The 25,929-nt window shown below is 49.1% G+C and carries 20 protein-coding genes and 1 riboswitch; of the genes, 9 read left to right on the top strand and 11 right to left on the bottom strand.

All coding sequences use genetic code 11. From position 1 onward, the window contains the following. The first annotated feature begins 63 nt into the window (after window positions 1-63). The 3 genes from AC5FX6_RS08760 to glf all read left to right on the top strand — a co-directional run bounded on the left by AC5FX6_RS08760 (window position 64) and on the right by glf (window position 5,130). Window positions 64-2,382, top strand: coding sequence for a family 1 glycosylhydrolase (locus tag AC5FX6_RS08760; RefSeq protein WP_493596671.1), 2,319 nt, complete (start codon window positions 64-66; stop codon window positions 2,380-2,382). A 257-nt stretch (window positions 2,383-2,639) separates the two neighbouring features. Then, complete coding sequence (locus AC5FX6_RS08755; RefSeq protein ID WP_493596670.1) at window positions 2,640-3,890, top strand: glycosyltransferase family 1 protein; 1,251 nt, start codon at window positions 2,640-2,642, stop codon at window positions 3,888-3,890. A 25-nt stretch (window positions 3,891-3,915) separates the two neighbouring features. Next, window positions 3,916-5,130 (top strand): UDP-galactopyranose mutase, encoded by a 1,215-nt coding sequence (glf, locus tag AC5FX6_RS08750; protein ID WP_493596669.1) that lies wholly within the window; start codon window positions 3,916-3,918, stop codon window positions 5,128-5,130. A gap of 20 nt (window positions 5,131-5,150) precedes the next feature. Here glf and AC5FX6_RS08745 read toward each other — a convergent pair whose 3' ends face one another. Beyond that, window positions 5,151-7,022 carry a glycoside hydrolase family 2 TIM barrel-domain containing protein gene (locus tag AC5FX6_RS08745; RefSeq protein WP_493596668.1) on the bottom strand — a complete coding sequence of 624 codons (1,872 nt, stop codon included), beginning with the start codon at window positions 7,020-7,022 and terminating at the stop codon, window positions 5,151-5,153. 518 nt (window positions 7,023-7,540) lie between these two features. Here AC5FX6_RS08745 and AC5FX6_RS08740 point away from each other — a divergent pair. Continuing rightward, window positions 7,541-8,797: a S41 family peptidase gene (locus tag AC5FX6_RS08740; protein ID WP_493596667.1), complete on the top strand. Its 1,257-nt coding sequence runs from the start codon at window positions 7,541-7,543 to the stop codon at window positions 8,795-8,797. Window positions 8,798-8,923: 126 nt separating this feature from the next. Then, window positions 8,924-9,763, top strand: a complete 840-nt coding sequence (locus AC5FX6_RS08735; RefSeq protein ID WP_493596666.1) for a sulfurtransferase — start codon at window positions 8,924-8,926, stop codon at window positions 9,761-9,763. Window positions 9,764-9,837: 74 nt separating this feature from the next. Here the strand turns inward: AC5FX6_RS08735 and trpS are convergent, their stop codons facing one another. The 8 genes from trpS to AC5FX6_RS08695 all read right to left on the bottom strand — a co-directional run bounded on the left by trpS (window position 9,838) and on the right by AC5FX6_RS08695 (window position 17,944). Continuing rightward, on the bottom strand, window positions 9,838-10,812 hold the full coding sequence (gene trpS / locus AC5FX6_RS08730) for a tryptophan--tRNA ligase (RefSeq protein WP_493596665.1): 975 nt from the start codon (window positions 10,810-10,812) through the stop codon (window positions 9,838-9,840). An 86-nt stretch (window positions 10,813-10,898) separates the two neighbouring features. Continuing rightward, complete coding sequence (locus AC5FX6_RS08725; protein ID WP_493596664.1) at window positions 10,899-11,465, bottom strand: copper resistance protein NlpE N-terminal domain-containing protein; 567 nt, start codon at window positions 11,463-11,465, stop codon at window positions 10,899-10,901. A 406-nt stretch (window positions 11,466-11,871) separates the two neighbouring features. After that, window positions 11,872-12,783, bottom strand: a complete 912-nt coding sequence (locus AC5FX6_RS08720) for an EamA family transporter (RefSeq protein ID WP_493596663.1) — start codon at window positions 12,781-12,783, stop codon at window positions 11,872-11,874. Between the two features lie 212 nt (window positions 12,784-12,995). Further along, window positions 12,996-13,787 carry a queuosine precursor transporter gene (locus tag AC5FX6_RS08715; protein ID WP_493596662.1) on the bottom strand — a complete coding sequence of 264 codons (792 nt, stop codon included), beginning with the start codon at window positions 13,785-13,787 and terminating at the stop codon, window positions 12,996-12,998. A 184-nt stretch (window positions 13,788-13,971) separates the two neighbouring features. Beyond that, complete coding sequence (locus AC5FX6_RS08710) at window positions 13,972-14,889, bottom strand: ribonuclease Z (RefSeq protein WP_493596661.1); 918 nt, start codon at window positions 14,887-14,889, stop codon at window positions 13,972-13,974. Between the two features lie 13 nt (window positions 14,890-14,902). After that, window positions 14,903-15,280 carry an STAS domain-containing protein gene (locus AC5FX6_RS08705; protein ID WP_007657896.1) on the bottom strand — a complete coding sequence of 126 codons (378 nt, stop codon included), beginning with the start codon at window positions 15,278-15,280 and terminating at the stop codon, window positions 14,903-14,905. 55 nt (window positions 15,281-15,335) lie between these two features. Continuing rightward, complete coding sequence (locus AC5FX6_RS08700; protein WP_493596660.1) at window positions 15,336-16,283, bottom strand: phosphoribosylaminoimidazolesuccinocarboxamide synthase; 948 nt, start codon at window positions 16,281-16,283, stop codon at window positions 15,336-15,338. A gap of 176 nt (window positions 16,284-16,459) precedes the next feature. Then, window positions 16,460-17,944: an SDR family oxidoreductase gene (locus AC5FX6_RS08695; protein WP_493596659.1), complete on the bottom strand. Its 1,485-nt coding sequence runs from the start codon at window positions 17,942-17,944 to the stop codon at window positions 16,460-16,462. A gap of 255 nt (window positions 17,945-18,199) precedes the next feature. Continuing rightward, a riboswitch (SAM riboswitch) is annotated at window positions 18,200-18,302 on the top strand. A gap of 292 nt (window positions 18,303-18,594) precedes the next feature. Here AC5FX6_RS08695 and AC5FX6_RS08690 point away from each other — a divergent pair. The 4 genes from AC5FX6_RS08690 to AC5FX6_RS08675 all read left to right on the top strand — a co-directional run bounded on the left by AC5FX6_RS08690 (window position 18,595) and on the right by AC5FX6_RS08675 (window position 23,185). Next, complete coding sequence (locus AC5FX6_RS08690) at window positions 18,595-19,929, top strand: O-acetylhomoserine aminocarboxypropyltransferase/cysteine synthase family protein (RefSeq protein WP_493596658.1); 1,335 nt, start codon at window positions 18,595-18,597, stop codon at window positions 19,927-19,929. Next, window positions 19,929-20,987 carry a homoserine O-acetyltransferase MetX gene (gene metX, locus AC5FX6_RS08685; RefSeq protein ID WP_493596657.1) on the top strand — a complete coding sequence of 353 codons (1,059 nt, stop codon included), beginning with the start codon at window positions 19,929-19,931 and terminating at the stop codon, window positions 20,985-20,987. Before AC5FX6_RS08690 ends, metX begins: the two co-directional genes overlap by 1 nt. Then, on the top strand, window positions 20,968-22,221 hold the full coding sequence (locus AC5FX6_RS08680; protein ID WP_493596656.1) for a homoserine dehydrogenase: 1,254 nt from the start codon (window positions 20,968-20,970) through the stop codon (window positions 22,219-22,221). The genes metX and AC5FX6_RS08680 overlap by 20 nt, the downstream gene beginning before the upstream one ends. A 274-nt stretch (window positions 22,222-22,495) precedes the next feature. Continuing rightward, window positions 22,496-23,185, top strand: a complete 690-nt coding sequence (locus AC5FX6_RS08675; RefSeq protein ID WP_493596655.1) for a hypothetical protein — start codon at window positions 22,496-22,498, stop codon at window positions 23,183-23,185. A gap of 94 nt (window positions 23,186-23,279) precedes the next feature. Here AC5FX6_RS08675 and lysA read toward each other — a convergent pair whose 3' ends face one another. Both lysA and AC5FX6_RS08665 read right to left on the bottom strand, forming a co-directional pair. Further along, the gene (gene lysA, locus AC5FX6_RS08670; RefSeq protein ID WP_493596654.1) at window positions 23,280-24,425 is read right to left on the bottom strand and encodes a diaminopimelate decarboxylase; all 1,146 of its coding nucleotides are present in this window, start codon (window positions 24,423-24,425) and stop codon (window positions 23,280-23,282) included. Further along, the gene (locus AC5FX6_RS08665) at window positions 24,418-25,749 is read right to left on the bottom strand and encodes an aspartate kinase (RefSeq protein ID WP_493596653.1); all 1,332 of its coding nucleotides are present in this window, start codon (window positions 25,747-25,749) and stop codon (window positions 24,418-24,420) included. The genes lysA and AC5FX6_RS08665 overlap by 8 nt, the downstream gene beginning before the upstream one ends. Window positions 25,750-25,929: the final 180 nt, after the last annotated feature.

Below are 25,929 nucleotides of genomic sequence, written 5' to 3'. Positions count from 1 at the left end.
TAAAAAGGGGCAACTGGGATGGATATAGATAATCTTTATTCTTGAATATTCCCTAAAACAGTATTGGTTGGAGCACTGACTCAAATGCCGGTGCTAGACAAAAAAGTATCTGGATACGATAGGGTATCTGGTTTTGGCTTAAACGGCAAAGTGATGGTGCAAAGTGATCATGGGAATCCGTGTTTTCCGGAGTTGTGGGCAGGGCTGGAGTGCACCGTAAATCGTGTAGGAGATAATTACTTAAACCAGTTACAGCTCAGTGGACATGATCAGCGCGATGAAGATATAGCTTTGTTCGCCTCTATTGGGGTAAGGAAGATGCGCTATCCCCTGCTATGGGAGCTCACGGCACCCAGTGGACTGGCTACTGCTAACTGGAGCTGGGCAGACCGCAGAATGAAGATGCTGCAGGACCATAGCATCACTCCGATTATCGGTTTAGTACACCATGGAAGCGGGCCGCAGCACACGAGCCTCTCTGATCCCGGATTTGTTGAAGGAGTAGCAGCATATGCCCGGGCTGTCGCTGAGCGGTACCCATGGCTGGAATACTTTACGCCAGTCAATGAGCCATTGACAACAGCACGGTTTAGCGGACTGTACGGCATCTGGTACCCGCACGGCAAGGATGGCTATACCTTTGGCATCACGCTGTTGCATCAGTGCAAGGCGATCGTGCTGGCAATGCGTGCCATCCGGGAAGTGATACCCCACGCAAAACTGGTGCAAACAGAGGATCTGGGCAAAACCTACAGCACGCCTGCCCTTGCTTATCAGGCAACCTGGGATAACGAGCGCAGGTGGCTTAGCCTGGATCTACTGACCGGTAAACTCACACCTGATCACAGCATGTGGAAATTCTTTGCAGCACATGGTATACCTGAGGCAGACTTGCAATGGTTCCTCGATAACACCTGTCCACCGGATATTATTGGAATCAACCACTATCCCACGAGTGAGCGCTACCTGGATGAGAACCTCGATGACTTTCCAGAATGGTCTCATGGCGGCAACGCATTTCAGCAGTTTGCTGATGTGGAGGCCTTACGGGTCAGGACAGATGAACCAGATGGCCTGTATGCTGGACACAAAGTGCTGCTGCGCGAAACCTGGGACCGGTATGGTTTACCCCTGGCCGTAACAGAAGTACACATTGGCGGTAACCGGGAAGAGCAGATTCGCTGGTTCAAGCATGTATGGGATGCCTGTACAGCATTGAATAGGGAAGGAGTAGCTGTAGTGGGGGTAACTGCCTGGTCTTTGCTCGGTTCTTTTGATTGGAACAGTTTGATGACGCGTTGTGACAAGTGTTATGAACCAGGCGTATTTGATGTACGGGGAGCTGTGCCACGACCTACGGCCACAGCCAAAATGTTGAAGCGGCTGGTAAAAGGAGAAGGTATAGAGCACCCGCTGTTTCAGGTGCCTGGCTGGTGGCTTCGTCAGGATCGTTTTATTTATCCTTTCTCGAAAGAGCCACAGCCTCAAACATTCGGTGCATCATTCTATCACCGCACCCGTCCTGTTCTGATCACCGGGGCTACTGGTACCTTGGGCCAAGCCTTTGCCCGGATTTGCGAGTTGCGCCACATACCTTATCAGTTGCTTAACCGGAAACAGTTGGATATTACGGATCCGTTCTCAATCGGAATGGCAATTGATCGATACAAGCCCTGGGCGGTGATTAATACAGCCGGCTATGTGCGGGTGGATGATGCGGAAAATGATCGGGAGTCCTGCTTGCTGGTCAATGCTCGTGGTGCCACATTACTTGCAGCGGCCTGCCAGATGCGCCATGTACAGTACATGACCTTCTCCTCAGACCTTGTCTTTGACGGACTTAAGCAGGAGCCTTATGTGGAGAAAGACGCAGTAAACCCGCTCAATGTGTATGGAAAGAGCAAAGCACAGTCAGAGAATGACGTGTTAGGGCTGTACCCCAATGCTCTGGTTGTGCGCACCAGCTCGTTTTTCGGTCCCTGGGACAATTATAATTTCCTGACAGTGATGGCAAATCAACTGGGCAATGGCAGTCCGTTTCTGGCATCCGAAGATACAGTTATGTCAGCTACTTATGTGCCGGATTTGGTACATGCCTGTCTGGATCTGCTGGTAGACGAAGAATCAGGTATATGGCACCTGACGAACGAGGGCGAGATTTCATGGGCGGATCTGGCAAGGAGAGGAGCAGAGCGAATGAACCTGAATACTGCGCTGATTCAGGGTGTTGCAGCGAGTGAACTGGAGCATCTGATAGCCCTCAGGCCAAGGTACAGCGCTATGAAAAGTGAACGGGGGCAGCTGCTGCCACCCCTTGACCATGCCATAGGACGTTATGCGGATAACATGAAGCACTTCAGTCAAAGTGCACTCCTTATTTAGCAGATTGCTTCTTCAATACAAGACCCATATGAATTACTAGAGGTACCTTTTGAGCGCCCTGCAATTAAAGTAACTGGCCATTAACCAGAAAAGGTAAAGCATCAGGAAGGATACATTGTATTAGTTCTATATAGTTTGAATTATACTATTACACAGTTGACTTTTTTAAATATAAAGCGTAGATAACTAGTCAGGTTTAAAATCTATTCCTGCCCATGCAGCTTTAAATCCCCTTTAACCCAACTCGAAACAAACTTATGTATAAAGAAATATCAGAAGGGATTGCACAAAATCATCTGAACAATAACAATTCAAGCACAGCAAATGATAGCCAGCACTTAAAGAATGAGAAAAAAAGGGAAGACTCTTATTTAAAAAGTTACCTGCAGCAAGCTCCGGACGTCGTGTGCCTTTCACATTTGCGGTGGGACTTTGTTTACCAGAGGCCCCAACACCTTCTCTCTCGCTTTGCCAGGTATGGACGCGTGTTTTTTGTAGAAGAACCTGTGTTCCAGGATATAGCGGAGCCCTATCTGCATACCTCATTTCGAGGGGAAAACATAACGGTGGCAGTGCCACATGTACCGGCAGGACTGCAGGAAAATCAAGTAGAAGCCATCCAGAGAAGTCTGCTGGATCACTTGTTCCAAAGAGAATCCATTGAAAAACCTGTGCTGTGGTACTATACCCCAATGGCACTGGGATGTTCAAGTCACCTGGAGCCATTGCTGACGGTTTACGACTGCATGGATGAGTTATCTGCTTTTAAGTTTGCGCCGCCCGGCCTAAAAGAACTGGAACAGCAGCTGTTCGAACGCGCTGACCTGGTATTTACCGGTGGACAAAGCCTTTATGAGGCCAAACGAAAGCAGCACCCCCATGTGCACGCCTTTCCCAGCAGCATTGATAAAAAGCATTTCTGGCAGGCAAGAGAAGAACAAGTGCCCCCGGCGGACCTGGCACCTATACCTGAGCCACGCATTGGTTACTGTGGTGTGATAGACGAGCGGATGGACCTTGACTTGTTGGCTTCCCTGGCCGATGCCAAACCGGATTGGCAGATCGTGTTGATAGGGCCGGTTGTCAAGATAGACCCTGACGCCGTTCCAAAGCGGCCCAATATTCACTTGCTTGGTGGCAAACCCTATCAGGAATTACCGGCTTACCTGAGTGGGTGGCAGGTAGCGCTGCTGCCTTTCGCCCTCAATGAATCTACGGCCTTTATCAGTCCTACCAAAACGCCGGAATACCTGGCGGCTGGCAAACCAGTGGTGTCAACGCCCATCCGGGATGTGGTGCGGCCTTATGGAGAAATGAACCTGGTGCACATTGCAGAGACTACCGATCAGTTTATCGTGGCCGTAGAGGCGGCTATGCAACAACAGCATGACAAGGAGTGGAAGCAGCGTGTCGATAGCTTTATGGTTGATATTTCCTGGGACCAAACCTGGCTGAACATGGTCGGGTTATTAGCCGAGGCAGCCATGCAGAAGAAACAGAATGAATAAGCGCTAGAACAGGAGGGGAGGAAGCATGTTTGATTATCTGATAGTAGGAGCAGGTTTTGCTGGAAGTGTTGTTGCGGAGCGTCTGGCTTCACAGCTAAACAAAAAAGTACTCATTATCGACAAGCGTCCGCATATTGCGGGCAATGCCTTTGATCATTATAATGAAGCGGGCATACTGGTGCACAAGTACGGGCCTCATATTTTTCACACTAATTCGCGGGAAGTATTTGAATACCTGTCGCAGTTTACTGCCTGGCGCCCCTACGAGCACCGTGTGCTGGCCAGCGTGGATGGCCAGTTACTGCCGATGCCCATTAACCTCGACACGATCAATAAGCTGTATGGCCTTAGCCTGAGTGCTTTTGAGGCTGATAATTTTTATAAATCTGTAGCGGAAGTGGTGCATACGGTACGTACTTCCGAAGACGTGGTCGTTAGCAAAGTGGGGCGTGAGTTGTATGAGAAGTTTTTCCGCAACTATACACGCAAGCAGTGGGGGATAGACCCTTCGGAGCTGGACAAGTCAGTGACCTCCCGCGTGCCGGTAAGGACCAACCGCGATGACCGGTATTTTACCGACACGTACCAGGCCATGCCACTGCATGGATACACCAGCATGTTTGAAAAGATACTCGCTCATCCGAACATCAAAATCATGCTCAATACAGATTATCACGAGATACTGGATGTAATTCCCTTCAAAGAAATGATCTATACCGGGCCGGTGGACGAATACTTCGATTTCCGGTATGGGAAATTGCCTTACCGTTCGCTGGAGTTTAAGCATGAAACGCTCGATAAGCCCATGCATTTTCCAGTAGCGGTGGTCAATTACCCTAACGAGCACGCTTATACCCGCGTCACAGAGTTTAAGTACCTGACGGGGCAGGAGCATCCTAAAACAAGTATTGTCTTTGAGTATCCGCAGGCCGAGGGTGACCCCTACTACCCGGTGCCCAAACCTGAGAATGCGGTGATCTACAACCAGTATAAGAAGCTGGCCGATGAAACGAAAGGTGTGCATTTTGTCGGCCGACTGGCAACGTACAAATACTACAACATGGATCAGGTAGTGGCGCAGGCACTGACGCTTTTCAAAAGACTGGCAGGGCAGCAGGAGAGCACTGCCGATCAACTCAGTGTAGAAGGAATTGCTTTGAAACTGGAGAAGAAGGAAGGAAAGCTAGCTGGAGTCAGGGCTACGATCAGTAAAAATGGCAATCACAAACCGATGCACTAAACGTCAGCACCTTCCGTTTCTCATTTCGTTGCCTTCTTTTTCTTGGCTCCTTTTTTACCGCCATTTTCATATGGTTTTGAGTGCATCAGTCCGGCAGGTACAGACAGTTCACCGGTATGAGGGTCAATAATGCCATTCCGTTCATCTTCAATGTTGGTGGCCTGTGTATAGATATCGCCGGCAATGGCACGCTTTCGCAGTTCCTGTTTGAAGGTACGTATGCGCGCTGTTCGCTCCTCTGCACCCTGTGGCCCACCATAATCCGAAAAGCCGAAGCCACCCCATTCACTGACGATAATAGGAGTTTGCCCCCGGTAAAAATAAGGATCACCCACAACCAGCGGAAAAGCGGCCACCCCTTCGAGTTGCCCTGCCATCAGTTGATCAAGCATTTCCTGCCACCGGTCGGTTTCAGGCGTGTAAAGGTGCACTGTTAGCAGGTCCGTCTTGAGTTTTCCTTCGAAAGAAATGTGCCGCCAACCGTCATTGTCCACTACCAGGAACTGCGGATGCTTGATCTTCATGTAATGGTAAGCATCCATGATGTACTGCCGCGTCTCAGGGCTGGTTGCGATGTCCTGAGCGCCCCAGTCCTCGTTGTAGAGGCTCCAGATGACGATCGAAGGGTTTGTCTCGATCAAATAGAGCATACGAAGCAGTTCGTCCCAGTGGTTTTTTCGGCTGCGGGGAGTTGAACTGTGTGGACTCGGTACCTCTACCCACAGCAAAAGCCCGATCTCATCGGCCAGGTTATAAATGCGGGGGTCTACACCGGCTATGTGCACGCGCACCAGGTTACAGCCCAGGTGCTTCATGGCAAACATGTGGCGTCTCATCTCCTCATAGGTAGCTGTACCCGGCTGGTATAGGATGCCGTCGATGTATATCTCTTCATTGTTCAGGTATAGATGGTGCCCCCGAGCCTCGAATTTCCTTAATCCAAAGTGCGCCTGAATTTCGGCTGTATAACCATTGGAATCTATCAGTTGGGCAACAAGCTTGTACAAATTGGGATTATCCGGTGACCATAGTTTTGCATCGGGCATGTTTACCACTACATACTGATTTTTCTGTCCCTCTTCCAGGTATAGCAGAAAATCAGCTGTCACGATCGGTTCTTGCTGTTGATCTTCCCGTTCATATATTTTCATGCGGATGGTGTACATGCCAGCGTCGTGAATGCGGGGAGTCACGCTAAACCTGACAATGGAATCTTCGATCACGCTGATCACGCCAATCCGGGTGCGTAGTCGGTTTCGCTCTACGGTTTCAAGCCACACGCTGCGTACGGCACCGGTATACGTCTGGTACCAGATCCCACCGCGTTTGTATACATGCGACTCCTGCTTGCCACGTGGTGTTTCAGCATCCATGGAAGACTCAATGCGCACGGTCAGGTAGTTGACAGGGAGGAGATCATTTTCATCCAGCTCGTAGGAGAACGACGTGTACTCTCCATAATGCACCTCTTCTCCGTTGATGGTGCTCAGCAACCTGCCGTTGAGCCACACACGGGTAGCATAGCCTGAGGCTCCGAACGTGATCTGAAACATAGATGGAGAAGATGAACTACGTTCCGGACGGGAGAAGTCCCGTTCGTACCAGGCTATTACCTTATCCCGCCAGGGGGGCGAATGCAATCCTTTGGCTGCCTCCATATGCGCTTCAACCGATCCAGGCCAGTGTGCAGTATACCTATACCTGTGTCCCAGATACCAGGCCTCCTGCAGGCCACGATCCTCATTGTCCAGTTCAAAGTTCCACTCACCGTCGAGGAGGTAATGTGAATTGGGGCGAAGGACTGCCCGTGGTAGCGGGTTCTGACTTAGATCTGAGATGTGATGCTGCGCAGTGCCTTCGGTTGAATTGAAGTTTTGATGTGTTGGACTCATAGCTAGGAGGGGATTAAGCGCTATAGAAAAGCCTATGCCTCTTAAACGAGATTTCTCTTAGTATAGTCCTGTTAATTCCTTAGAAAAAGTTAATAGCTTCGTTTCCTCAGGGCATCCAGCTTGTAAAGTTTTTTTCTGGATATGTCGTCAGTTAGACACAAGTCCTGAGAATGAATTGGCTTGTAGACAGTTCGTTAATATTGAGCAGTATTATACTAGCCTTTATGCCTTTACAATAGCGCGTGGATTGGTTTTTTTATGATTCGTTGTAAAAGGCTGCCGCCTAGAGGAGCTTTTCACTATTTTAGAGTAACAAAAGGCTATTGTATTAGTATTCAGGATTATAGAGGTGTAGTAGTGTTCTGCTAAAATGATTAAGCCAAACTCTGAAACTTGCGAAAATAAGCATGATCCCACATCGTATTAGTTCGGCTTTAGTGAAATTGAAACTCATAAGCATGAGCTTCTGTGGGATGTTTATCTGTCTCTTGTTTCAAAGTGCTTTTGCACAGCAGCGTATGATTACTTCAGCTGAAAAGGGCGCCGTAGTAGAGCAGGTAGCCGAACTGCTGGATCAAAACTACATCTTCCCAGACAAAGCAAAGGACATGGGCAGGTACATCCGGTCTCAGCACCAGCGAAAGGCATATGAGCAGGTAAGCAATTACCCGCTTCTGGCAGAAAAAATTTCCGAAGACCTTCAAAAAGCACATCGTGACGGGCACCTGAACCTGAAATACAACCCGGGTCTGGTAGCAATGCTGAAAAAGTGGAAGTCAGCCTCAGAACCCGGACCTGAGGTGATGCAAGAGCATTTGCAGATGGCTGCGCGTGATAACTTTGGCTTTAAAAAGGTGGAGCGCCTGCCCGGCAACATCGGTTACATCAACTTCACCCAGTTTTTCCCAGTGAGTGAACAGTCTCGCCGGACAGTGGCGGCTGCTATGGCTTTTGTTGCAAACACTGATGCCGTGATTCTTGACTTGCGCCACAACGGGGGAGGGCATCCTGACATGGTGCAACTGGTGATGAGTTACTTCTTTGATGAAAAACCCATCCACTACAACAGTATTTATGACCGGCCGCTTAACACTACAAAAGAATACCACACCCTGGCAGAAGTGGATGGGAAGCAGATGCCTAAGACAGATCTGTACGTGCTCACCAGTAGCTATACTTTCTCTGCCGCAGAAGAACTGACTTACAACCTGCAGTCGTTAAAAAGAGCAACCATCGTAGGCGAAACTACAGCGGGTGGTGCACACCCTGTACAGCCATTTATCGTGAATGATCAGCTTGTCCTCAATATACCGACAGCCCGGTCCGTCAACGCTATCACTCAGACCAATTGGGAAGGAACCGGTGTGGTGCCTGAGGTGAAAGTGGAGGCGGGTAAGGCACTGCTGCAGGCGCAGGAGCTGGCGCTGAACAAACTGCTGTTAGCAGGCACCGATCCGCAGGCAAAGGCCTCGCTGGAGTGGGAACTGCAGCATGTGAGAAGTGAGTTGCAGCCTGTGCAAGTAGAAAAGAAAGAACTATCGAGGTATGCCGGCAAGTATGGCGAAAGGGAAATAAGCCTGCAAGGGAATGACCTCTATTACCATCAAAAAGACAAAGCACGTCGAAAATTAACCCCGATTACAGACTCCATATTTCGCATTGAAGGGCTACCGCACTTGCGGGTTGAAGTAGTGAAAGATGCAACAGGAAATGTGAGGAAGCTGCTGGAGTTGCGCGAAGGTAGTGGCTTCAGTGAGTTTGCCCGTTCCAATTGAGCCTGCCCAGGAATTAGTGAGAGGTATTTTCTGCTGTTTCAGCATTCCTATCTCAAAAATTTTTCTCGTCTAAACTTTTGTTTAACTTCCATCAGTCATCTTGCTATACCTTTTAAATACTGACTTATGCAACCAATCCTGAATGCGACTGACCTGTCTTCCCTGCTTCGCAATGGTAACCTCGTACTGATCGATGCCCGTTCAGGCGCTAATGCCCGGGCTAAATATGAACAGGAGCACTTAGCTGGAGCCCTGCATGTAGACTTGGATAAGGACATGGCCGACATAAAACCCGACCCTGCCGATGGAGGGCGGCATCCTTTGCCCGATCTGGAGAAATTTGCAGCATTGTTAGGTAACCTGGGTATAGCACACAACAGCCAGGTGGTGGTGTATGATGATATGAACGGAGCCAATGCCGCTGCTCGCTTCTGGTGGATGCTGCGTGCTGCGGGGCATGATCAGGTGCAGGTACTGGATGGCGGTTACCAGGCGGCAGTGGCAGCAGGTATACCTGTAAGCAGCTCAGAAGAAGCCGTGAAGCCAACCGATCCATACCCTTTCAAGGCCTGGCAATTGCCAACCATCCCGATGGAGGAAGTGGCGAAAGCTGCCCATGATCCTAACTGGCTGGTGGTGGATGTGCGTGATGCCTCCCGCTACCGAGGCGAGACGGAGCCAATTGACTTGATCGCCGGCCATATACCGGGAGCTGTTAATATTCCTTTCCAGACTAATCTGGCACCAGATGGCACGTATCTGTCACCGGACGTGCTTCGCGAGAAATACTTAAGTGCTATGAACGGACGCGACATAGAGCATGTCGTGGTGCACTGTGGCTCTGGCGTAACAGCCTGCCACACCGCCCTGGCCATGGAGCAGGCTGGCTTGGGTATACCTACCTTGTATGTAGGCTCCTGGAGCGAGTGGTCCCGTAACGACCGCCCAATTGGTACCGGTGCCTAAAGTATAGGTATAAACAAAAAGCGGCTGCTGAATCATGTTCAGCAGCCGCTTTTTAGTTTGACAGGTATAAAGGCTTAGTAGCCCAGTTTCTGGCGAACGCGTTCCAGAACAGGCGACGCAATGGCTTTCGCTTTTTCAGCGCCTTCCAGCAACTTCTTGTCTATTTCTTCCAGGTTGTTCATGTAGTGGTTGAACAGCTCACGCTCTTTTGCAAACTTCTTGATGATAAGCTCATACAGTGCCTGCTTGGCATGACCGTAACCATAGCCACCATTCAGGTAGTTGTTGCGCATCTGTAGTATTTCTTCCGGCGAGGCCAGCAGACTGTAGAGTTTAAAAGTCGTATCCTCGTCTGGATCTTTCGGTTCTTCAAGCGGTGTACTGTCCGTCACGATGCTCATGATCGTTTTACGTAACGGCTTATCTGCTTCGAATATGTCGATGATGTTGCCATAAGACTTACTCATCTTCTCACCGTTGATGCCGGGCACCGTCATCACTGTTTCGTCTGTTTTGGCCTCCGGCAGCACAAAGGTGTCACCATAGATGTGGTTAAACGAGCTGGCGATGTCACGGGTGATCTCAAGGTGTTGGATCTGGTCTTTGCCTACAGGTACGATGTTCGCATCATACATCAGGATATCGGCCGCCATGAGCACCGGGTAGGTAAATAGGCCGGCATTTACATCGGCAAGTCCTCTGCGGCTCGACTTATCCTTGAACGAGTGCGCATTGGCCAGCATCGGGAAAGGGGCGAAGCAGTTGAGGTACCAGGTCAGCTCGGTAACCATCGGCACGTCGGACTGACGGTATAGAATATGTTTATCGGTATCGAATCCACAGGCAAGCCAAGCGGCGGCTACTGAATAGGTGTTGTGGCGCAGCACCTGTGGTTCGCGGATAGTTGTGAGGGAGTGAAGGTCGGCGATGAAATACAGCGCCTGCTCCTGTGATGCCTTCGAAAGTTCGATGGCTGGGAGGATAGCACCCAGCAGGTTGCCCAAGTGTGGACGGCCTGTGCTCTGAATGCCCGTAAGGTATCGTGCCATAGTCGGGAAAATGGTTTACAGCTGCAAAATAACGCAAATTGCTGAAACACCCGTAGCCCGACTACGACATTTCTATACCTGGCCCTTTAAAGTTTCTTGAGCGAATAGTTTCTGTTGCTCTCTATCTCGTCCTGTGTGCGGTTGAGGAGCTTTACTTCTGTGTCACTTACCTGCAGGAAATACATCGGGTCAATGTCACCGGCAGTAGGTATAAGCTGCAGCACCACGGCATCGGGGTTTTGTTTGTTGCCTTTGGCTAAGAACCATTTACCGCTACTGTTGACAACGCTCTTGTCGGCTGGCTTGCCCATGTAGATCTGTTTCATGCTGAAGGACCCATTGGATCCTTTTGCGCTGGTGTTTAGGGTTAGTTCTGTCTGGATGCCCTGGCAGTCTTGGCAAACCAGTGTGCCCCTGAACGTGCCGCTAGGGGGAGCAAGCACAGGAGCGGCCTCAGGAGTTGGGTCAGCAGCCGGAGCGTCTGCTTTCGCTGTTTTGGCTTTGCTCTTTACAGGCGCTTTAGCTGTTGTTTTCTTGCCACCGGCGCGGTTCTCCTCCAGCCATTCCTGATAGCTTTTGCCAGATTGTGCCTGTACTTGTTGTATGCCCAGGGTGAGGGAGAATAGGACTATTAATGCGATAATTGTTTTCATGTAGAATCGTAATTTGCGGTTCGAGGTATGTATAACAGAAAATATACCAGATTTGCATGCGCCCGTCTCGGGATAGGCTATATCTGATTTAACTGTTGCTAAATATAAATTATTGTGTGTTGAGCGAATAGGTGGCAATAATGACTGTTACGATGCCACATGCCAGGAACAGAAATACGAGAGTGGGGCGACGGGGTTGACTTTCGACGATGCGGTAGGTATAAATTGTATCGTTTTTATGGATACGTGCTACCCATTTCCCTGAAAAAGCAAATGACCAGGCGCTTCACTTAAGAGCATGCACCCAGCCATTCAAAAAAAAATCAAATCAAATCTTATTGTTCAAAAATTACTTTATCATAGGCTAGTCTCTGGTTAAATAAAAAATCAATCAATCTTGTATCGTTTAAGCCGTTGCCAGCTTTTTAGTCTTTTGAGACTGGTATACCCTGTTCAGGTTGCTAACCGTAATGGCCAGCAGAATCAATGCGACCCCAAGCCACTGTACTGTCCATACTTCTTCTTGCAGTACCAGGTATGACATCGCCACAGCCACAGGAAGCTCCGCAGAACTTAAAATGGCACTCAGGCCAAGGCCGGTGCGGGGGATGCCGTAGGCGAAGAACAGCGGCGGAATCACGGTGCCGAACACGGCCAGCAAGATGCCCCATTTGAACAGCCCATCCCCTAGAGCGCCATTTATTAAGAAAACAGGCGGGAAGATAGTCAGTACAAGTATGGTAGCGCCTGTCAATAGCAACGCACTTTTGGTGGTCGGGTGCAGGTCGTTGCCGGCCGAGCCGTTAATCATCAGAAATACCGAATAACAGGCGGCCGCCAGTAGTCCGAAACCTACCCCCACCAAATCAAAATCAGGTATAGTGCCGGAGAATAATCTCCCTGCCATCGCCGTGCCTACCAGCACAAGCAGCACCATCACTACTTGTGAAAGCTGCGGCAGTTTACGCTTCATTACCGCTTCCAGTAATAAACTGATCCAGGTAAACTGCATCAGGAGCAGAATGGCGATGGAGGCCGGTACCGCCTGAACGCACTTATAGTAGAAGATGCTTACCAGTCCTGTACTGGTGCCCATGGCCACCAGTTTGAGTTTGTCCATGGCAGACACACCCAGACTACGACGCCCCATTAGATGACGCACAAACACGATGCTCCACAGGATGACAAAGCCAAAGAATACCTGTGTGCCGGTCACGTCACCCAAGGTATAGCCTTCTTTGTAGGCCAGTTTTACGAATGTGGATAGTATGCCGAAGCTGCACGCTCCGAGAAATACCAAAAGGATGCCTCTGAACATAGATGTCCCTTTTGAAAATAAGCAGTAAAAAAATATGGAATAGGGGTGGGCTACACAGGCCCGCTTGCGGAAATGGGTACTGTTAGAGGTCGTGCAGGACGTACCCCGTAATGAAGATCTGTGTATGTGCTAAGTGTGCAGCCATTTTGTTTTGCAAGGCCGCAAAGATAAGGGCGTATTTATTTTAAAAGCAAATTTATTTGTAACACAGGCTATTCTTTGCTCTCCTCTGCGGCTACTTCGATCATGGTTTCGGCTGTATGGCGACCCAGGTAACCATCTATCAGATAGTGCGCTAGGTATAGCAAGGGGGTAAGGGCGACAGCAATGAAAAATTTATAAATATAATTGATCGCCGCCACCGACATAACGAGTGAAAGGGGCCAGTTTCCGAAAATATAGAAGGCCACAAAGAGCACGACCACACTATCGATGAGCTGCGATACCAAGGTAGAACCCGTCGCCCGAAGCCAGATCTTACTGCTCCCCGTGAAGCCGCGCAGCCAGTGAAACACAGTAGCATCTAAGAATTGCGAGATCAGAAAAGCCACCACCGAACCGATGATAATGCCTAGCCCCTGACGGTAAATGGAGTTAAAGGCATAGTCGATATTAAAGGGATTGCCGGAAGCATCCTGGTTGTTGAGCTCGAGCCAGAAGGGGGCCGGTGGCAAGCCAGTCACAATGGTAATGACGAGGAAAGCATACAGGATCAGAATGACCGTCAGTATACTGACTTTCTTAACGCCTTCCTTGCCAAAGTATTCATTGATAATGTCAGTGGTCACAAATACGACAGGCCAGATGATGACACCCGCCGTCAGGTTAAAGTCAAACTTCTCGCCCATGATGCCGATCTGGGCACCCGACATTCCAAACAGTGCCTCTGCTGAAAAGATCTTTACCCCAATCAGCTCGGCTAGTAGGGCATTGGACAGAAACATACCACTCAGGACAAGAAATAGGTTAGTGCGTTTTTTCTCGAGGGAAGGGTGTGCCGCCATAGGTCGGATTTGCTTAAGGCAGCAAGTTTACAATATCTGGTTGGCTAATTCAAATTGCCTTACGCATCGCTTAGCCCCATACAAACCTGATTAAGCAACTAAAGACAGCGGATTGGAAATGGATAATAGCCTGACTTTTTGTGTATTAACGCAAATGTTGTATGAATCAGGGTATAGTTACAACTTATTCCCGCACGCAGAAAATACTTCCTTCTACGGCCAAATCCGTTTTAGGAAATACTTCTTTTGCCTCTTCTAGTATAGGTGTGAGGTCTTTGTAACGCACCGAGAAGTGGCCCAGAAGCAAGTGGCGTACCTGTGCGGCAACAGCCATTTCGGCGGCCTGCCGGGCGGTGCTGTGGAAGGTATAATGCGCCCGTTCACGCAACTCATCGGTGAAGGTGGCTTCGTGGTAAAGCAGATCAATACCCTTCAGGTAGGGGAGAATGTCGGGCTTATACCTGCTGTCGGCACAATAGGCATAGCTGCGGCTGCGCTTGGGCTCCAGTGTTACCACGGAGTTGCGGACCAGCACATTGCCTTGCTCGTCGCGTACGTCCTCGCCCCACTTCAGGCGCACCAATTGCGGTGGCGACAGGAAGCCGGGCAGGTTCTCTTTAATCAACGGACGTGGCTTAGGCTTTTCACGGAACAGAAAACCACAGCAGGGAATACGGTGCTCCATGGGGATGGTGTGCACGGTGATTTTTTTGTCCTCGTAAATTTTGCGGTAGCTGGTGGTGTCAAGCTCATGAAACGTAAGCTTGTAGCACAGGTTGGTGCCAGAGTATTTGAGCTGAAGGCTGAGAATCTCGGAGAGGCCTGGAGGGCCAAAGAGGTGCAGGGGCTGTTGGCGGCCCTGCAGGTGCATGGTAGAAAGCAGACCTGCCAGACCAAAGTAGTGGTCGCCGTGCAGGTGGCTGATGTAGATATTAGAAATGCGCTGATGCTTTATCTTGTAAAGCATCAGCTGCATTTGGGTTCCTTCTCCGCAATCAATCAGATGAAGCTGATTGTCGATGGTCAGCAATTGGGCGGTATGGTGCCGGTTTGCCGAAGGTGTGGCCGACGAACTACCGAGTATCCTGAGTTCGAAATCCACAAAATAGGTATAACTAGTCTTCTTTGTTAGTCAGATCCTGCTCGATCTCGTGTAGGAACACGCGGTCGATCGCCTCTTCCACTGTAGGAAGGATGTTCAATACAGACTCCAGTTTAGAGATTGTGATCAACTTCATCACGTGGTCCTGCAGGCTGGTCAGGATAAGCAAACCGTTAGACGAGTTGCAAAGTCTGTTAGCGATCAGGATAGAGCTCAGTCCCGAAGAGTCAGTATATTTTACGTTATTGAGGTCAAGAATCAGGTTGGTGATCCCTTCAGCATTCAATTTCACGAACTCAGATTTCAAATCCGGAGCGATTGAAGTATCAAGTTTCTTCTCGTCTATCGTGATAATCGTGTAGTTTTCTTTCTTATCAATCGTGTACTTCATAGATCTACCAGTAAAGGATTTAAACGCGAATGTACCAAAATCCACGTTAATAATTCTAATTTTTGTCGTTAAAAATGTTTTCCACTATGTGATTCTCAATGCGTGAGAGCACATTATCATAACTTTCTTTGTGAAAAGGTTTCCCTGTGAAAACCTCATAAAGCTCGATGTAACGGTCCGAAATGCTGTTCACCACTTCATCGGTCATTTCAGGTATAGCTTGTCCTTCTTTGCCCTGAAACCCATTCTCGATCAACCACTGGCGTACAAACTCTTTTGACAGCTGCTTCTGCGGTTCACCGTTCTGCTGTCGCTCCTGATATCCCTCCAGGTAAAAGTAGCGCGAAGAGTCTGGTGTATGGATCTCGTCGATCAGGTATACCTCGCCGTTGTAGCTGCCAAACTCGTACTTGGTGTCCACCAGTATCAGTCCGCGCTGTGCGGCTAGTTCCGTGCCTCTTGCAAAGAGCGCTCGGGTATAAGCTTCTAATTTAATATATTCTTGCTCAGATACAATGCCTTTCGCCAGAATTTCTTCACGCGAGATGTCCTCATCATGCCCTTCATCCGCCTTTGTGGTCGGGGTGATGATCGGCTCCGGCAGTCTGTCGTTTTCACGCAAACCCTCAGGTAGCGCTACGCCGCATACGGTGCGTTTACCTGCTTTGTACTCGCGCCAGGCATGCCCGGCCAGGTAGCCTCTGATCACCATCTCTACCTTGTAAGGCTCGCAACGGTAACCGATGGTCACGTTAGGGTCGGGCGTCGACAGCACCCAGTTAGGCACCAGGTCAGCAGTAGTTTTAAGGTTTATGCTTGCTATTTGGTTCAATACCTGGCCTTTATAAGGAATGGCTCTCGGAAGCACAACATCAAATGCAGAAATTCTGTCGGTGGCAACTACTGCTAAACGATCCTCAAAATAATAAACATCGCGTACCTTGCCTCTATAAAAACCGGTCTGTCCGGCGAAGGAGAAATTAGTTTCTTTTATGGCCTCCATTAGGTCTGTTAGGTTAGAGAAAGGCAAAGTTAAAATATTTTTGTCGGTGAGAGTTATAAGGTATAAGTATAAATGTAAAATGCCTTTGCAGAGGGGATAAGCATCTGAGTTCAGACATAGTATTATACTCTTAAGTATAGTGATAGTTTTATATTATGAAATCTATTGTTTGTACATTATCGAGAATGTTGCGGAGGAGGCAAAGATTTCTCTGTTAACGGCTCCCGATAATGAATGATGTTATGTGCCATTCCTTTAAAAATAATAAAATGAAACGGAAGCATGGCATACCAGTACAGTCTGCCTGCTAAACCATCTGGCCGGAATGCAGCCAATTGCTCGAGGTAGTTTCCATCCGCCTCCTGGCATATTCTGAACTGCAGCCAAGCCTCGCCAGGGAGCTTCATTTCGGCGTAAAGCAGCATACGTCTCGCCTGGAGGTCAACTGCCAGTACACGCCAGAAATCAATAGAATCGCCGGCTTTAACATCAATTGGGTGTCTGCGACCGCGTTGGAGACCAACCCCGCCCACCATTTTGTCGAGTAGTCCGCGTATCTCCCATAGAAAGTCAGTCTTATACCAGCCGCGCTCACCACCAATGCGCAGGATGTTGTCCATCACTTCTTCAGGTGCTCTGTCAAAGCGCATGCGCTGGCGATCGGTGAGAACGCCATGCTCTGGAATTTGTACAAAATCCATGAAATTGAGTTGGATGGTGCCACTCACCAGCGCATCCTTCCAACTCGACACCACCATGTTTTGCTCCATCTTGGTAAAAGCCAGATTCAGAGCACTCTCATAGCTCAGGCACTTATGGGGGATAAGCTGCTGTATGCTGCTGTCTTTCACCACGGCATCGTTACGCAGACTCTCCACCAGACTGCGGGCTAATGCATAGTTGGTGCTCGTGACAAAGTATAGCCAATAGGAGGAAAGCTTGGGCGTGAGTACTGGCAAGGTATAGATGTGCCGTTTCAAGTTCCGGACTTTGGCCAGCTGCAGCAACATTTGCTTGTAGGTGAGCACATCAGGTCCGCCGATCTCGAATCGTTTGTCATAGCAGTCTTCACGGCCGAGCACGGCAGTCAGGTAAAACATCACGTCGCGTATGGCGATGGGTTGGCAGCGTGAGTTGAGCCACCGAGGTGTGATCATTACAGGTAATTTCTCTACCAGGTCGCGGATGATCTCGAAAGAAGCACTGCCTGACCCAATGATGATCGCCGCCCGAAGTACGGTTAGCGATGCTTTGCCCTGCGCGAGCACATCCTCTACCTGTCGGCGGGAACTAAGGTGTTTAGAAAGGTGCTCGTCGTTAGCGATGCCGCTCAGGTAAATCAGTTGCTTGGCACTGGTGCTGTTAAGGTAGCTGACGAAGTTCATGGCCGATGCTCTTTCAGCCTCTTCAAAGTCTGCCGAGCCAGAGCCCATGGAGTGTACCAGATAGTAGGCAGCGTCTATGTCATGGGGTAAGGCCTGTAAACTTTCCGGCTGGAGCAGATCGCCTTTTACCACCTGTACTTTGTCCTTCAGGCTGTCTGCTACCTCGAAACGGCGGGGGTCCCGGACAAGGCATACCACTTCGTGCTGCCCTTCTATGAGCACAGGAAGAAGTCGTTTGCCAATGTAGCCGTTTGCGCCGGTCAGGAGTATCTTCATCTTAATCTTTAGGCCATCTATACCTGCACAACAGGGATGATCTGATAATGTTATACATGTGCGATTATGCTTATTCAAAGATAGCGAATCTGTAGATATGATGGGTCTCTCTTATAAGGTATGCAATGCCTTGATTTGCAAGGTTATGAAATTGATTTTTCGATGAAACTGAAATAATATAAAATAAAAATTTGGATTATTTGAAATGCTGCCCTAATATTGCAACATCAAGTCTGATATCCCTTTGTGGGTATCGATTTATAAAGAAGCGTGGAGAGACAGGCTCTGTGAAGCGCTAGCAACCAGCCTCAGGCAAGGTGCTAATTCCTGATTCCGGATGTTCGGAAGCATATAAATTGATAACGTTATGGAAAAGGGAACAAAACCAACACCGCTTTTTTTACGATCAACCACGGCAGGCCAACTGCCACAATCTCATCATGCCCTCGCACATGCTGCTGTCATGTGTAACCCCATGTGCATGTGTTGCTGCTGTTGCTAGCGCGACCAACATACTAATCAATTTTTTGCTGCAATAACGTCTAGCCACAGGTATAGCCTGTGAGCAAACGTCTGTAGCCTCCTCTTTCCTCTTGTCTTAGAACAAGCTAATCTATTCTATACTTTTCAAAATTTTAAACAAAACGACTATGTCTAATTCACTTCATTTCGAAACACTTCAGTTACACGCCGGCCAAGAGATTGATCCAACCACCCGTTCCCGCGCCGTGCCGATTTACCAGACGTCTTCATATGTTTTCAAAGACGCGGAGCACGGTGCCAACCTGTTTGCGCTTCGGGAGTTCGGCAATATCTATACCCGCATCATGAACCCCACCACCGATGTGTTTGAAAAGCGCATCGCAGCTTTGGAAGGCGGCGTGGCGGCCGTAGCGGTTGCCTCCGGACAGGCGGCTCAGTTCATTGCGCTCAACAACATCCTGCAGGCAGGCGATAATTTTGTGTCCACCAGTTTCCTGTACGGTGGTACTTACAACCAATTTAAGGTGGCCTTCAAAAGGCTGGGGATTGAGGTACGCTTTGCCGAGAGTGACGATCCGGAGAGCTACGAAAGTTTGATCGACGAAAATACCAAAGCCATCTATACCGAATCCATCGGCAACCCGCGCTTCAATATACCTGACTTCGATGGTATAGCGGCCATAGCTAAAAAACATGACATCCCGCTGGTGGTAGACAATACTTTTGGGGCCGGTGGCTACCTGTTCAGGCCGCTGGAGCATGGCGCCAATGTGGTAGTGGAGTCTGCTACGAAGTGGATCGGCGGACACGGTACCAGCATTGGTGGTGTGATCGTGGATGGCGGTAACTTCAACTGGGGTAATGGTAAGTTTACACAGTTCTCTGAACCTTCGGAGGGATATCACGGCCTTAATTTCTGGGAGGTGTTCGGCACGGACGGACCTTTCGGCAATATCGCCTTTTCCATCAGAGCAAGGGTAGAAGGTCTGCGTGACTTTGGTCCGGCGCTTAGCCCGTTCAACTCCTTCCTGCTGCTGCAGGGATTGGAAACACTCTCGCTGCGTGTGGACCGCACCGTGCAAAATGCGCAGGCGCTGGCCGAGTGGCTGGAGCAGCACGAGCAGGTGGAAAGTGTGAACTACCCGGGACTTTCTTCCAGCAAATACCACGACCTGGCCAAGAAATACCTGAAGCGAGGATTTGGTGGCGTACTTTCCTTTAATCTGAAAGGCGACAAAAAACAGGCGGAAATCTTTGTGAACAGCCTGCAACTGGTAAGTCACTTAGCCAATGTCGGCGACGCGAAAACTCTGATCATACACCCAGCCTCTACTACCCACCAGCAGCTTACGGAAAAGGAGCAGCAGAGTGCGGGCGTAACGCCAACGCTACTGCGCCTCTCCGCAGGTATAGAGCACCTCGATGATATCAAAGCTGATCTGGAACAGGCTTTTGCCAAGGTACGGCAGCACCACGATGAACCTGTATTGAACGAAGCATAATGCCTGAACAATTAGTATTCCATTACCAGAGAAAATTTCAGCTGGAGTCGGGGGCATCGCTCCCTGGCTTCCAACTGGCCTATACAACTTATGGACGACTCAATCAAGACCAAAGCAATGTGGTGTGGGTATGCCACGCCCTCACCGGCAGCTCGGACTTCACCGACTGGTGGGGTGAATTATTTGGCGAGGAAAAACTATACGACCCAGCGGACTGGTTTGTGGTTTGTGCGAACACCTTGGGTGGCTGCTATGGATCCACAGGACCACTTGAAATTAATCCGGAAACGCTGCAGCCCTACTACCACAGCTTCCCGCCACTGACCAACCGGGATATTGTGCGGGCTTTTGACCTATTGCGGCAGGACTTAGGTATAACGCAGGTGCATACGCTGCTGGGTGGCTCGCTGGGTGGGCAGCAGGCACTGGAGTGGGCTATAGAACAGCCCCATTTCTTCCAGAACCTGATCCAGGTGGCTTCCAATGCGCGTCATTCGGCTTGGGGCATCGCCTTCAACGAGAGCCAGCGCATGGCCATTCGGCAGGATCCAACCTGGCAGACCAATACCAAAGAAGCAGGTATAGCTGGTCTTAAAACGGCTCGTGCCATTGCCATGCTTTCTTACCGGCACTATACCTGCTACGAAGCATCGCAGCAGGAGCCGGGCAGTAGCATTACCGATAATTTTCGGGCATCCTCCTATCAGGTATACCAAGGTGAGAAACTGGCACAGCGCTTCAACGCCTATACCTATTGGCTGCTTTCCAAAGCTATGGACTCCCACCACATTGGCCGGGACCGGGGAGGTATAGCCAAGGCGCTGGAAAGGCTAAAAGCCAAGTGTCTTTTTGTGGGAGTGGATACCGACCTGCTCTTTCCGGTAGAGGAGCAGCGTGAGCTGAGCCAACTGGTGCCCGGCTCAGGATTCGCTTTGCTCCACTCAGGCTACGGACATGATGGTTTTCTGGTGGAAACGGCACAGTTGACAGAGGCAATTCGACATTTTTATCAAACCCAACAAGTAAAGCACATACACTATGAAAATACAAAAGTTTAAAAAACGCATTGGGCTGATCGGTTTTGGCTGCGTAGGGCAGGGGCTTTACGATGTGGTGGAAGCTAACCGGCACCTTGGTTGGGAGATTGGGAGTATCTGCGTGAAAGACAGAGAGAAGCCACGCACATTGCCAGCCGCCGCCTTTACCTATGATGTGCAGGAGTTGTTGCAAGACTCCAGCCTTGATATTATTGCCGAACTGATCAGCGACCCCAAAGAAGCGCTCAGTATACTCAGGCAAGCTTTGCAGCAGGGCAGAACCGTAGTCTCGGCCAATAAAAAGGTAGTCGCTGAAAATCTGCCAGAGTTAATAAGCTTGCAGCAGAAACATGGGGGAGTGCTGCTGTACGAGGCGTCTGTGTGCGGCAGTATACCTGTGCTGCGCACACTTGAGGCCTACTATGGATCAGAGCCGCTGGTGGAGGTGCGGGGTATACTCAACGGCTCCTCTAATTATATATTAAGTAAGCTGCACAGCGAGGGTGGTAGCTACCAGTCCGCTTTGGCTCAGGCGCAGGAATTGGGTTTCGCCGAAGCCGATCCCTCTTTGGATGTGGAGGGAACAGACGCCCTGCACAAGCTCTGCATCCTGGCCGCGCATGCCTATGGGGTACTAGTGCATCCAGACGAGGTGCTGCACTTCGGTATCAATCACATCAGTTCAGAGGCTATAGAATTGGCTGCCGCACTAAATTGCCGCATCAAACTCGTTGGTTCGCTAAGAGCAGTGGGTACAGACCGGGTTTCGTTGCAGGTGCTGCCTACCTTGGTACACGAAACCGATGCTCTGTATGACGTGGAAGCTGAGTTTAACGGACTCGAAATAGAGGCGCGGTTTGCCGGTCAGCAATTCCTGAAGGGGCGCGGTGCGGGGAGTCACCCCACTGGTTCAGCGGTATGGGCTGATATCACGTCGGCTGTTCGCGGTTACCGCTATACCTATCCGAAGCTATGTACAAATCAGACTGCTGTCGCGTTGAGCGATAAACCGCTTAAACTTTTGCTGGATAACACAACTCCAATGAGTTCGAGCATATTGGACCTGTTGGAGGCAAAAGTCTTGCATCAATCTGTAGATTTGAAACAAGCTGTAGTTGCAGTACAGTCAGAACAACTGAAGCTTCATCAGCACGCGCTGAAGGAGCAGAAGGTATTTGTAGTTGCTATACCTGAAAGTTTGTCAGTTGACCAGATACGTACTGTGCAAAACAGAGCGGAAGCAATAATTGCCTAAAATAAGCATGTTATCAGTCTAGGTTAGTAAGGATAATTCAGGGAGTGCTAAAAAGGCGGAGTCTTAATTTATGAGAAAAATTCAATTGTAGTATTTATATAATTGTAATTTTTAATTGTACATAAATTTTATAGGTATGTTGAGATGAATTGGATTAGAGCATTTAGAATAGGATTTTAAAATATTTATGTAAATAACGTTATCATTTTCATCTCTTTATGGTTTTACTATCGTACAAAGAATATTTATGGACGATACATAATACCCGACGACAATGAAAACCTATATACCCTGGATAAGCTCTCTACTTCTGATAATTATATTTTCATCCTGTAGAAATGACAATGTTTCACCTATCCGAAATGTGCGTTTCGACCCTGGTTTGCTAAATCCGATGCAGGCAGCCGGTGGCGCACCTTGTGTTTCGCATACCTATTATTATGATGGGGCAGAAAAATCGTTGGGTACGGTTTATAACGGCATGATCCTATTGTCATTTAGTGATGCGCTGAGTCAGGCAGATGCGAATGCTGTGACAGAGCGTTATGGGTTTATAGAGGCGCTTGGACAGCCTGTACAGACTAATTCAGCCCGATTGTATCCGGCTAAATTAGCAGCAGGGTTAAACTGTCAACAGGTAGAGGGGGCTATTTCTGAAATTTCAAAGGATGCGGCTGTGGCTTATGCCGCACCCTATTTTGAAATGGCAGACGGGAAGTTGTTAGGTGTATCGAATGAATTTATAGTAAGTGTACAAGCAGGCCGGCAGTCTTCGGCGCAGGTGTTGAAGCGTTTGAGTGAAACAACACGCACCGAAGTTGTAACTGCTTTGAGTGAAGATACTTTTGTGTTGCGTGCGAGTAAGAGCTCTCGTGGCAATGCACTTGAAATGGCTAATTTCTTTAAGAAGCAGCCACATGTAAAGCATGCCGAGCCAGACTTTGTAATTTCGTTGGCTATGTAAAAACACCTGATTGTGATGGTTTTGGGTTAAGAGTGAGAAAGCCCCGGTTCCTACAACGGAACCGGGGCTTTCTGTTTTATGGATTATGATCGTCTCACCCAAGGTATACGGCAGCCGCTTTGTCGCGCAGGTTATACGACGAGGCCATCACTTCACCATAAGCACCTGCTGTCCGGATGGCAATCAGGTCGCCACGATTCGTCTCAGGCAGTACTACCGCTTTGCCGAAGCAGTCAGACGACTCGCAGATAGGACCCACCACATCATATCGTTCTTCAGTTCCTTTGCTGCTGATATTCTCAATTTTGTGATAAGACTGGTACAAAGCTGGGCGAATGAGTTCAGTCATCCCGGCATCCAAAATGGCGAAATTAGTGGAAACGCCTTTCTTGATGTAAAGCACTCTTGAAATCAGTGTGCCGCTCTGGGCTACCAGTGCCCGACCAAGTTCAAAATGCACTTGTTGGTTCGGGCGCACTTCCAGAAACTGGTTGAAAAGCGAGAAGTAAGCCTCAAAATCAGGTATAGGCTGCTCATCCGGGTTATAGTAATCCACCCCGAGGCCACCACCCACGTTGATATGCTCCAACTGCACCTGCTGTGACTCGAACCAGTCCTGAAATTCATTTACACGTGTACACAGGTTTCGGAAAGCCGAAAGGTCTGTGATCTGCGACCCGATGTGGAAATGAAGACCAATCAGTGACAGATTTGGCAGCGTTTTGAGCAGCGCCAGCACGTCAGGCAGTTCCCAGGCATTGATGCCAAACTTATTCTCTTCGAGTCCGGTTGTGATATACTTGTGCGTATTAGCATTTACGTTCGGGTTGATACGAAGCGCGATACGGGCTGTTTTACCTTTGGCCTCTGCCAGTTCGTTCAGTACGATCAGCTCGTGGCTTGACTCGCAGTTAAAACAGAAAATGTCCTGATCTAACGCATAGTTGATTTCAGCATCAGACTTGCCCACCCCTGCAAACACGACATGGTGCGACGGGAAGCCATTTTCTATAGCACATTTTACCTCGTTGCCACTCACACAGTCGGCGCCAAAGCCAACAGCACGCATTTCGTTCAGTACCGGGCTATTGGTGTTAGCTTTCAGGGCATAATGGACCTGAAAATTATACTTAGCGGCCTCCTGGCTGGCCTGCTGCAGGGTCTGGCGCAACAGGTTGAGGTCGTATACATAAAAAGGAGTAGCGTGCTGCTGCAACTCCTGCACAGAAAGATTAAGCATTGTTGTTGTTCCTTTCAAAGATGCCCTCATTTAAGAGTATCAGGGATCTTTCTTTATCGGTTGTGTTGATCAATAAGCTGATGTTGTTTTTGCTTCCGCCGTAAGAGATCATGCGAAGCGGAATGTCTTTCAGGGCCTCAAATATCTTAAGCCCGGAACCGCTGCGCTCGGCTATGAAATCGCCCACCACACAAATAATGGACTGGTCCTGATCCACCTCAACCTGACCATATTCCTGCAACTCACGGGTGATCTCCGTCAGGAATTTAGGGTTGTCAATGGTCAGTGAAACGGCAACCTCCGACGTTGTGATCATGTCGATCGGGGTCTTATACCGCTCGAACACCTCGAACACACTGCGCAGGAAACCATAGGCCAGCAACATGCGCCCCGATTTGATCTTGATCGCCGTGATGCCATCTTTCGCCGCTACCGCCTTGATGCCGCCTTGTCCGGTCTGAGCCGAGATGGTGGTGCCATGTGCGTCAGGCTGCATGGTGTTGAGCAGACGTACCGGGATGTTCTTCTGCTTAGCAGGCAGTACACTTGACGGGTGCAGAATTTTAGCTCCAAAGTAGGCAAGCTCCGCTGCTTCGTCAAAAGAAAGCTCAGCGATCGGGAACGTGTTTTTAACCACACGCGGATCGTTGTTGTGCATGCCGTCTATGTCAGTCCAGATCTGAATTTCGCTCGCATCGGCAGCTGCTCCTACCAGGGAAGCAGAATAATCAGATCCGCCGCGCTTCAGGTTATCTACTTCACCGAAGGCGTTACGGCAAATGTAACCCTGCGTAATGAACAGTTCAGTGTCAGGGTATTTTTCTAGCTCCAGTTTCAGGTTCTTACTGATATAGGCATTGTCCGGCTCCTCATTCTCATCAATTTTCATGAAGTTGAGGGCTGGCAACAGTACAGATGCTATACCTTGTTCTTCCAGGAAAAACTGGAACAGGGCCGTTGACAGTAATTCGCCTTGCGCTAGCACAGCACGCTCTTCATAAACCGTAAAAAGGTCTAAAGTGAAAGAACGGATATGATCGAAATGTGTGGCGATCAGTTCGAGCGCCTCTTTTTTCTTGTCGGATCTGGTGTAGAGGTCCTCTACAACCTGTTTATATTTATCATGCAGCGCATCGATGAGCGCATTCGCTTCCTGGTTGGCATTCTGGTAGAGCTTTTCAGCAATCTGCACCAGTTGGTTAGTAGTACCCGACATGGCCGAGAGCACTACAATTTTAGGCGAGCCATCATTGATGAGGTCCGCCACCGCTTTCATTCTTTCAGCCGAACCGACAGAGGTGCCGCCGAACTTTAAAACTTTCATCTAATTAGTTTGAAATAAAGGGTATAGTTAGAAGATGGTCAGGTATAGCCTCTTGTAAGGTATAGGATGAACAAAGTCTGGCCGTAAATTTAGTAAATTCGGTGCAGATGTATTATAATCAGCTAAAAAAGAAAAGGCAGCCATGATTGGCTGCCTTTTCTTGTAGAGATATGCGTAAAG

The sequence above is a fragment of the Pontibacter sp. LHS2 genome (assembly GCF_058932845.1).
This window is presented reverse-complemented; position numbering and strand designations above follow the sequence as displayed.

Bases quoted from the DNA above. Each gene is read 5' to 3' on its own strand.
- AC5FX6_RS08755 (WP_493596670.1), top strand. From the start codon at position 2,640: ATGTATAAAGAAATATCAGAAGGGATTGCACAAAATCATCTGAACAAT.
- glf (WP_493596669.1), top strand. From the start codon at position 3,916: ATGTTTGATTATCTGATAGTAGGAGCAGGTTTTGCTGGAAGTGTTGTT.
- AC5FX6_RS08745 (WP_493596668.1), bottom strand. From the start codon at position 7,022: ATGAGTCCAACACATCAAAACTTCAATTCAACCGAAGGCACTGCGCAG.
- AC5FX6_RS08740 (WP_493596667.1), top strand. From the start codon at position 7,541: ATGATTACTTCAGCTGAAAAGGGCGCCGTAGTAGAGCAGGTAGCCGAA.
- AC5FX6_RS08735 (WP_493596666.1), top strand. From the start codon at position 8,924: ATGCAACCAATCCTGAATGCGACTGACCTGTCTTCCCTGCTTCGCAAT.
- trpS (WP_493596665.1), bottom strand. From the start codon at position 10,812: ATGGCACGATACCTTACGGGCATTCAGAGCACAGGCCGTCCACACTTG.
- AC5FX6_RS08725 (WP_493596664.1), bottom strand. From the start codon at position 11,465: ATGAAAACAATTATCGCATTAATAGTCCTATTCTCCCTCACCCTGGGC.
- AC5FX6_RS08720 (WP_493596663.1), bottom strand. From the start codon at position 12,783: ATGTTCAGAGGCATCCTTTTGGTATTTCTCGGAGCGTGCAGCTTCGGC.
- AC5FX6_RS08715 (WP_493596662.1), bottom strand. From the start codon at position 13,787: ATGGCGGCACACCCTTCCCTCGAGAAAAAACGCACTAACCTATTTCTT.
- AC5FX6_RS08705 (WP_007657896.1), bottom strand. From the start codon at position 15,280: ATGAAGTACACGATTGATAAGAAAGAAAACTACACGATTATCACGATA.
- AC5FX6_RS08700 (WP_493596660.1), bottom strand. From the start codon at position 16,283: ATGGAGGCCATAAAAGAAACTAATTTCTCCTTCGCCGGACAGACCGGT.
- AC5FX6_RS08695 (WP_493596659.1), bottom strand. From the start codon at position 17,944: ATGAAGATACTCCTGACCGGCGCAAACGGCTACATTGGCAAACGACTT.
- AC5FX6_RS08690 (WP_493596658.1), top strand. From the start codon at position 18,595: ATGTCTAATTCACTTCATTTCGAAACACTTCAGTTACACGCCGGCCAA.
- metX (WP_493596657.1), top strand. From the start codon at position 19,929: ATGCCTGAACAATTAGTATTCCATTACCAGAGAAAATTTCAGCTGGAG.
- AC5FX6_RS08680 (WP_493596656.1), top strand. From the start codon at position 20,968: ATGAAAATACAAAAGTTTAAAAAACGCATTGGGCTGATCGGTTTTGGC.
- AC5FX6_RS08675 (WP_493596655.1), top strand. From the start codon at position 22,496: ATGAAAACCTATATACCCTGGATAAGCTCTCTACTTCTGATAATTATA.
- lysA (WP_493596654.1), bottom strand. From the start codon at position 24,425: ATGCTTAATCTTTCTGTGCAGGAGTTGCAGCAGCACGCTACTCCTTTT.
- AC5FX6_RS08665 (WP_493596653.1), bottom strand. From the start codon at position 25,749: ATGAAAGTTTTAAAGTTCGGCGGCACCTCTGTCGGTTCGGCTGAAAGA.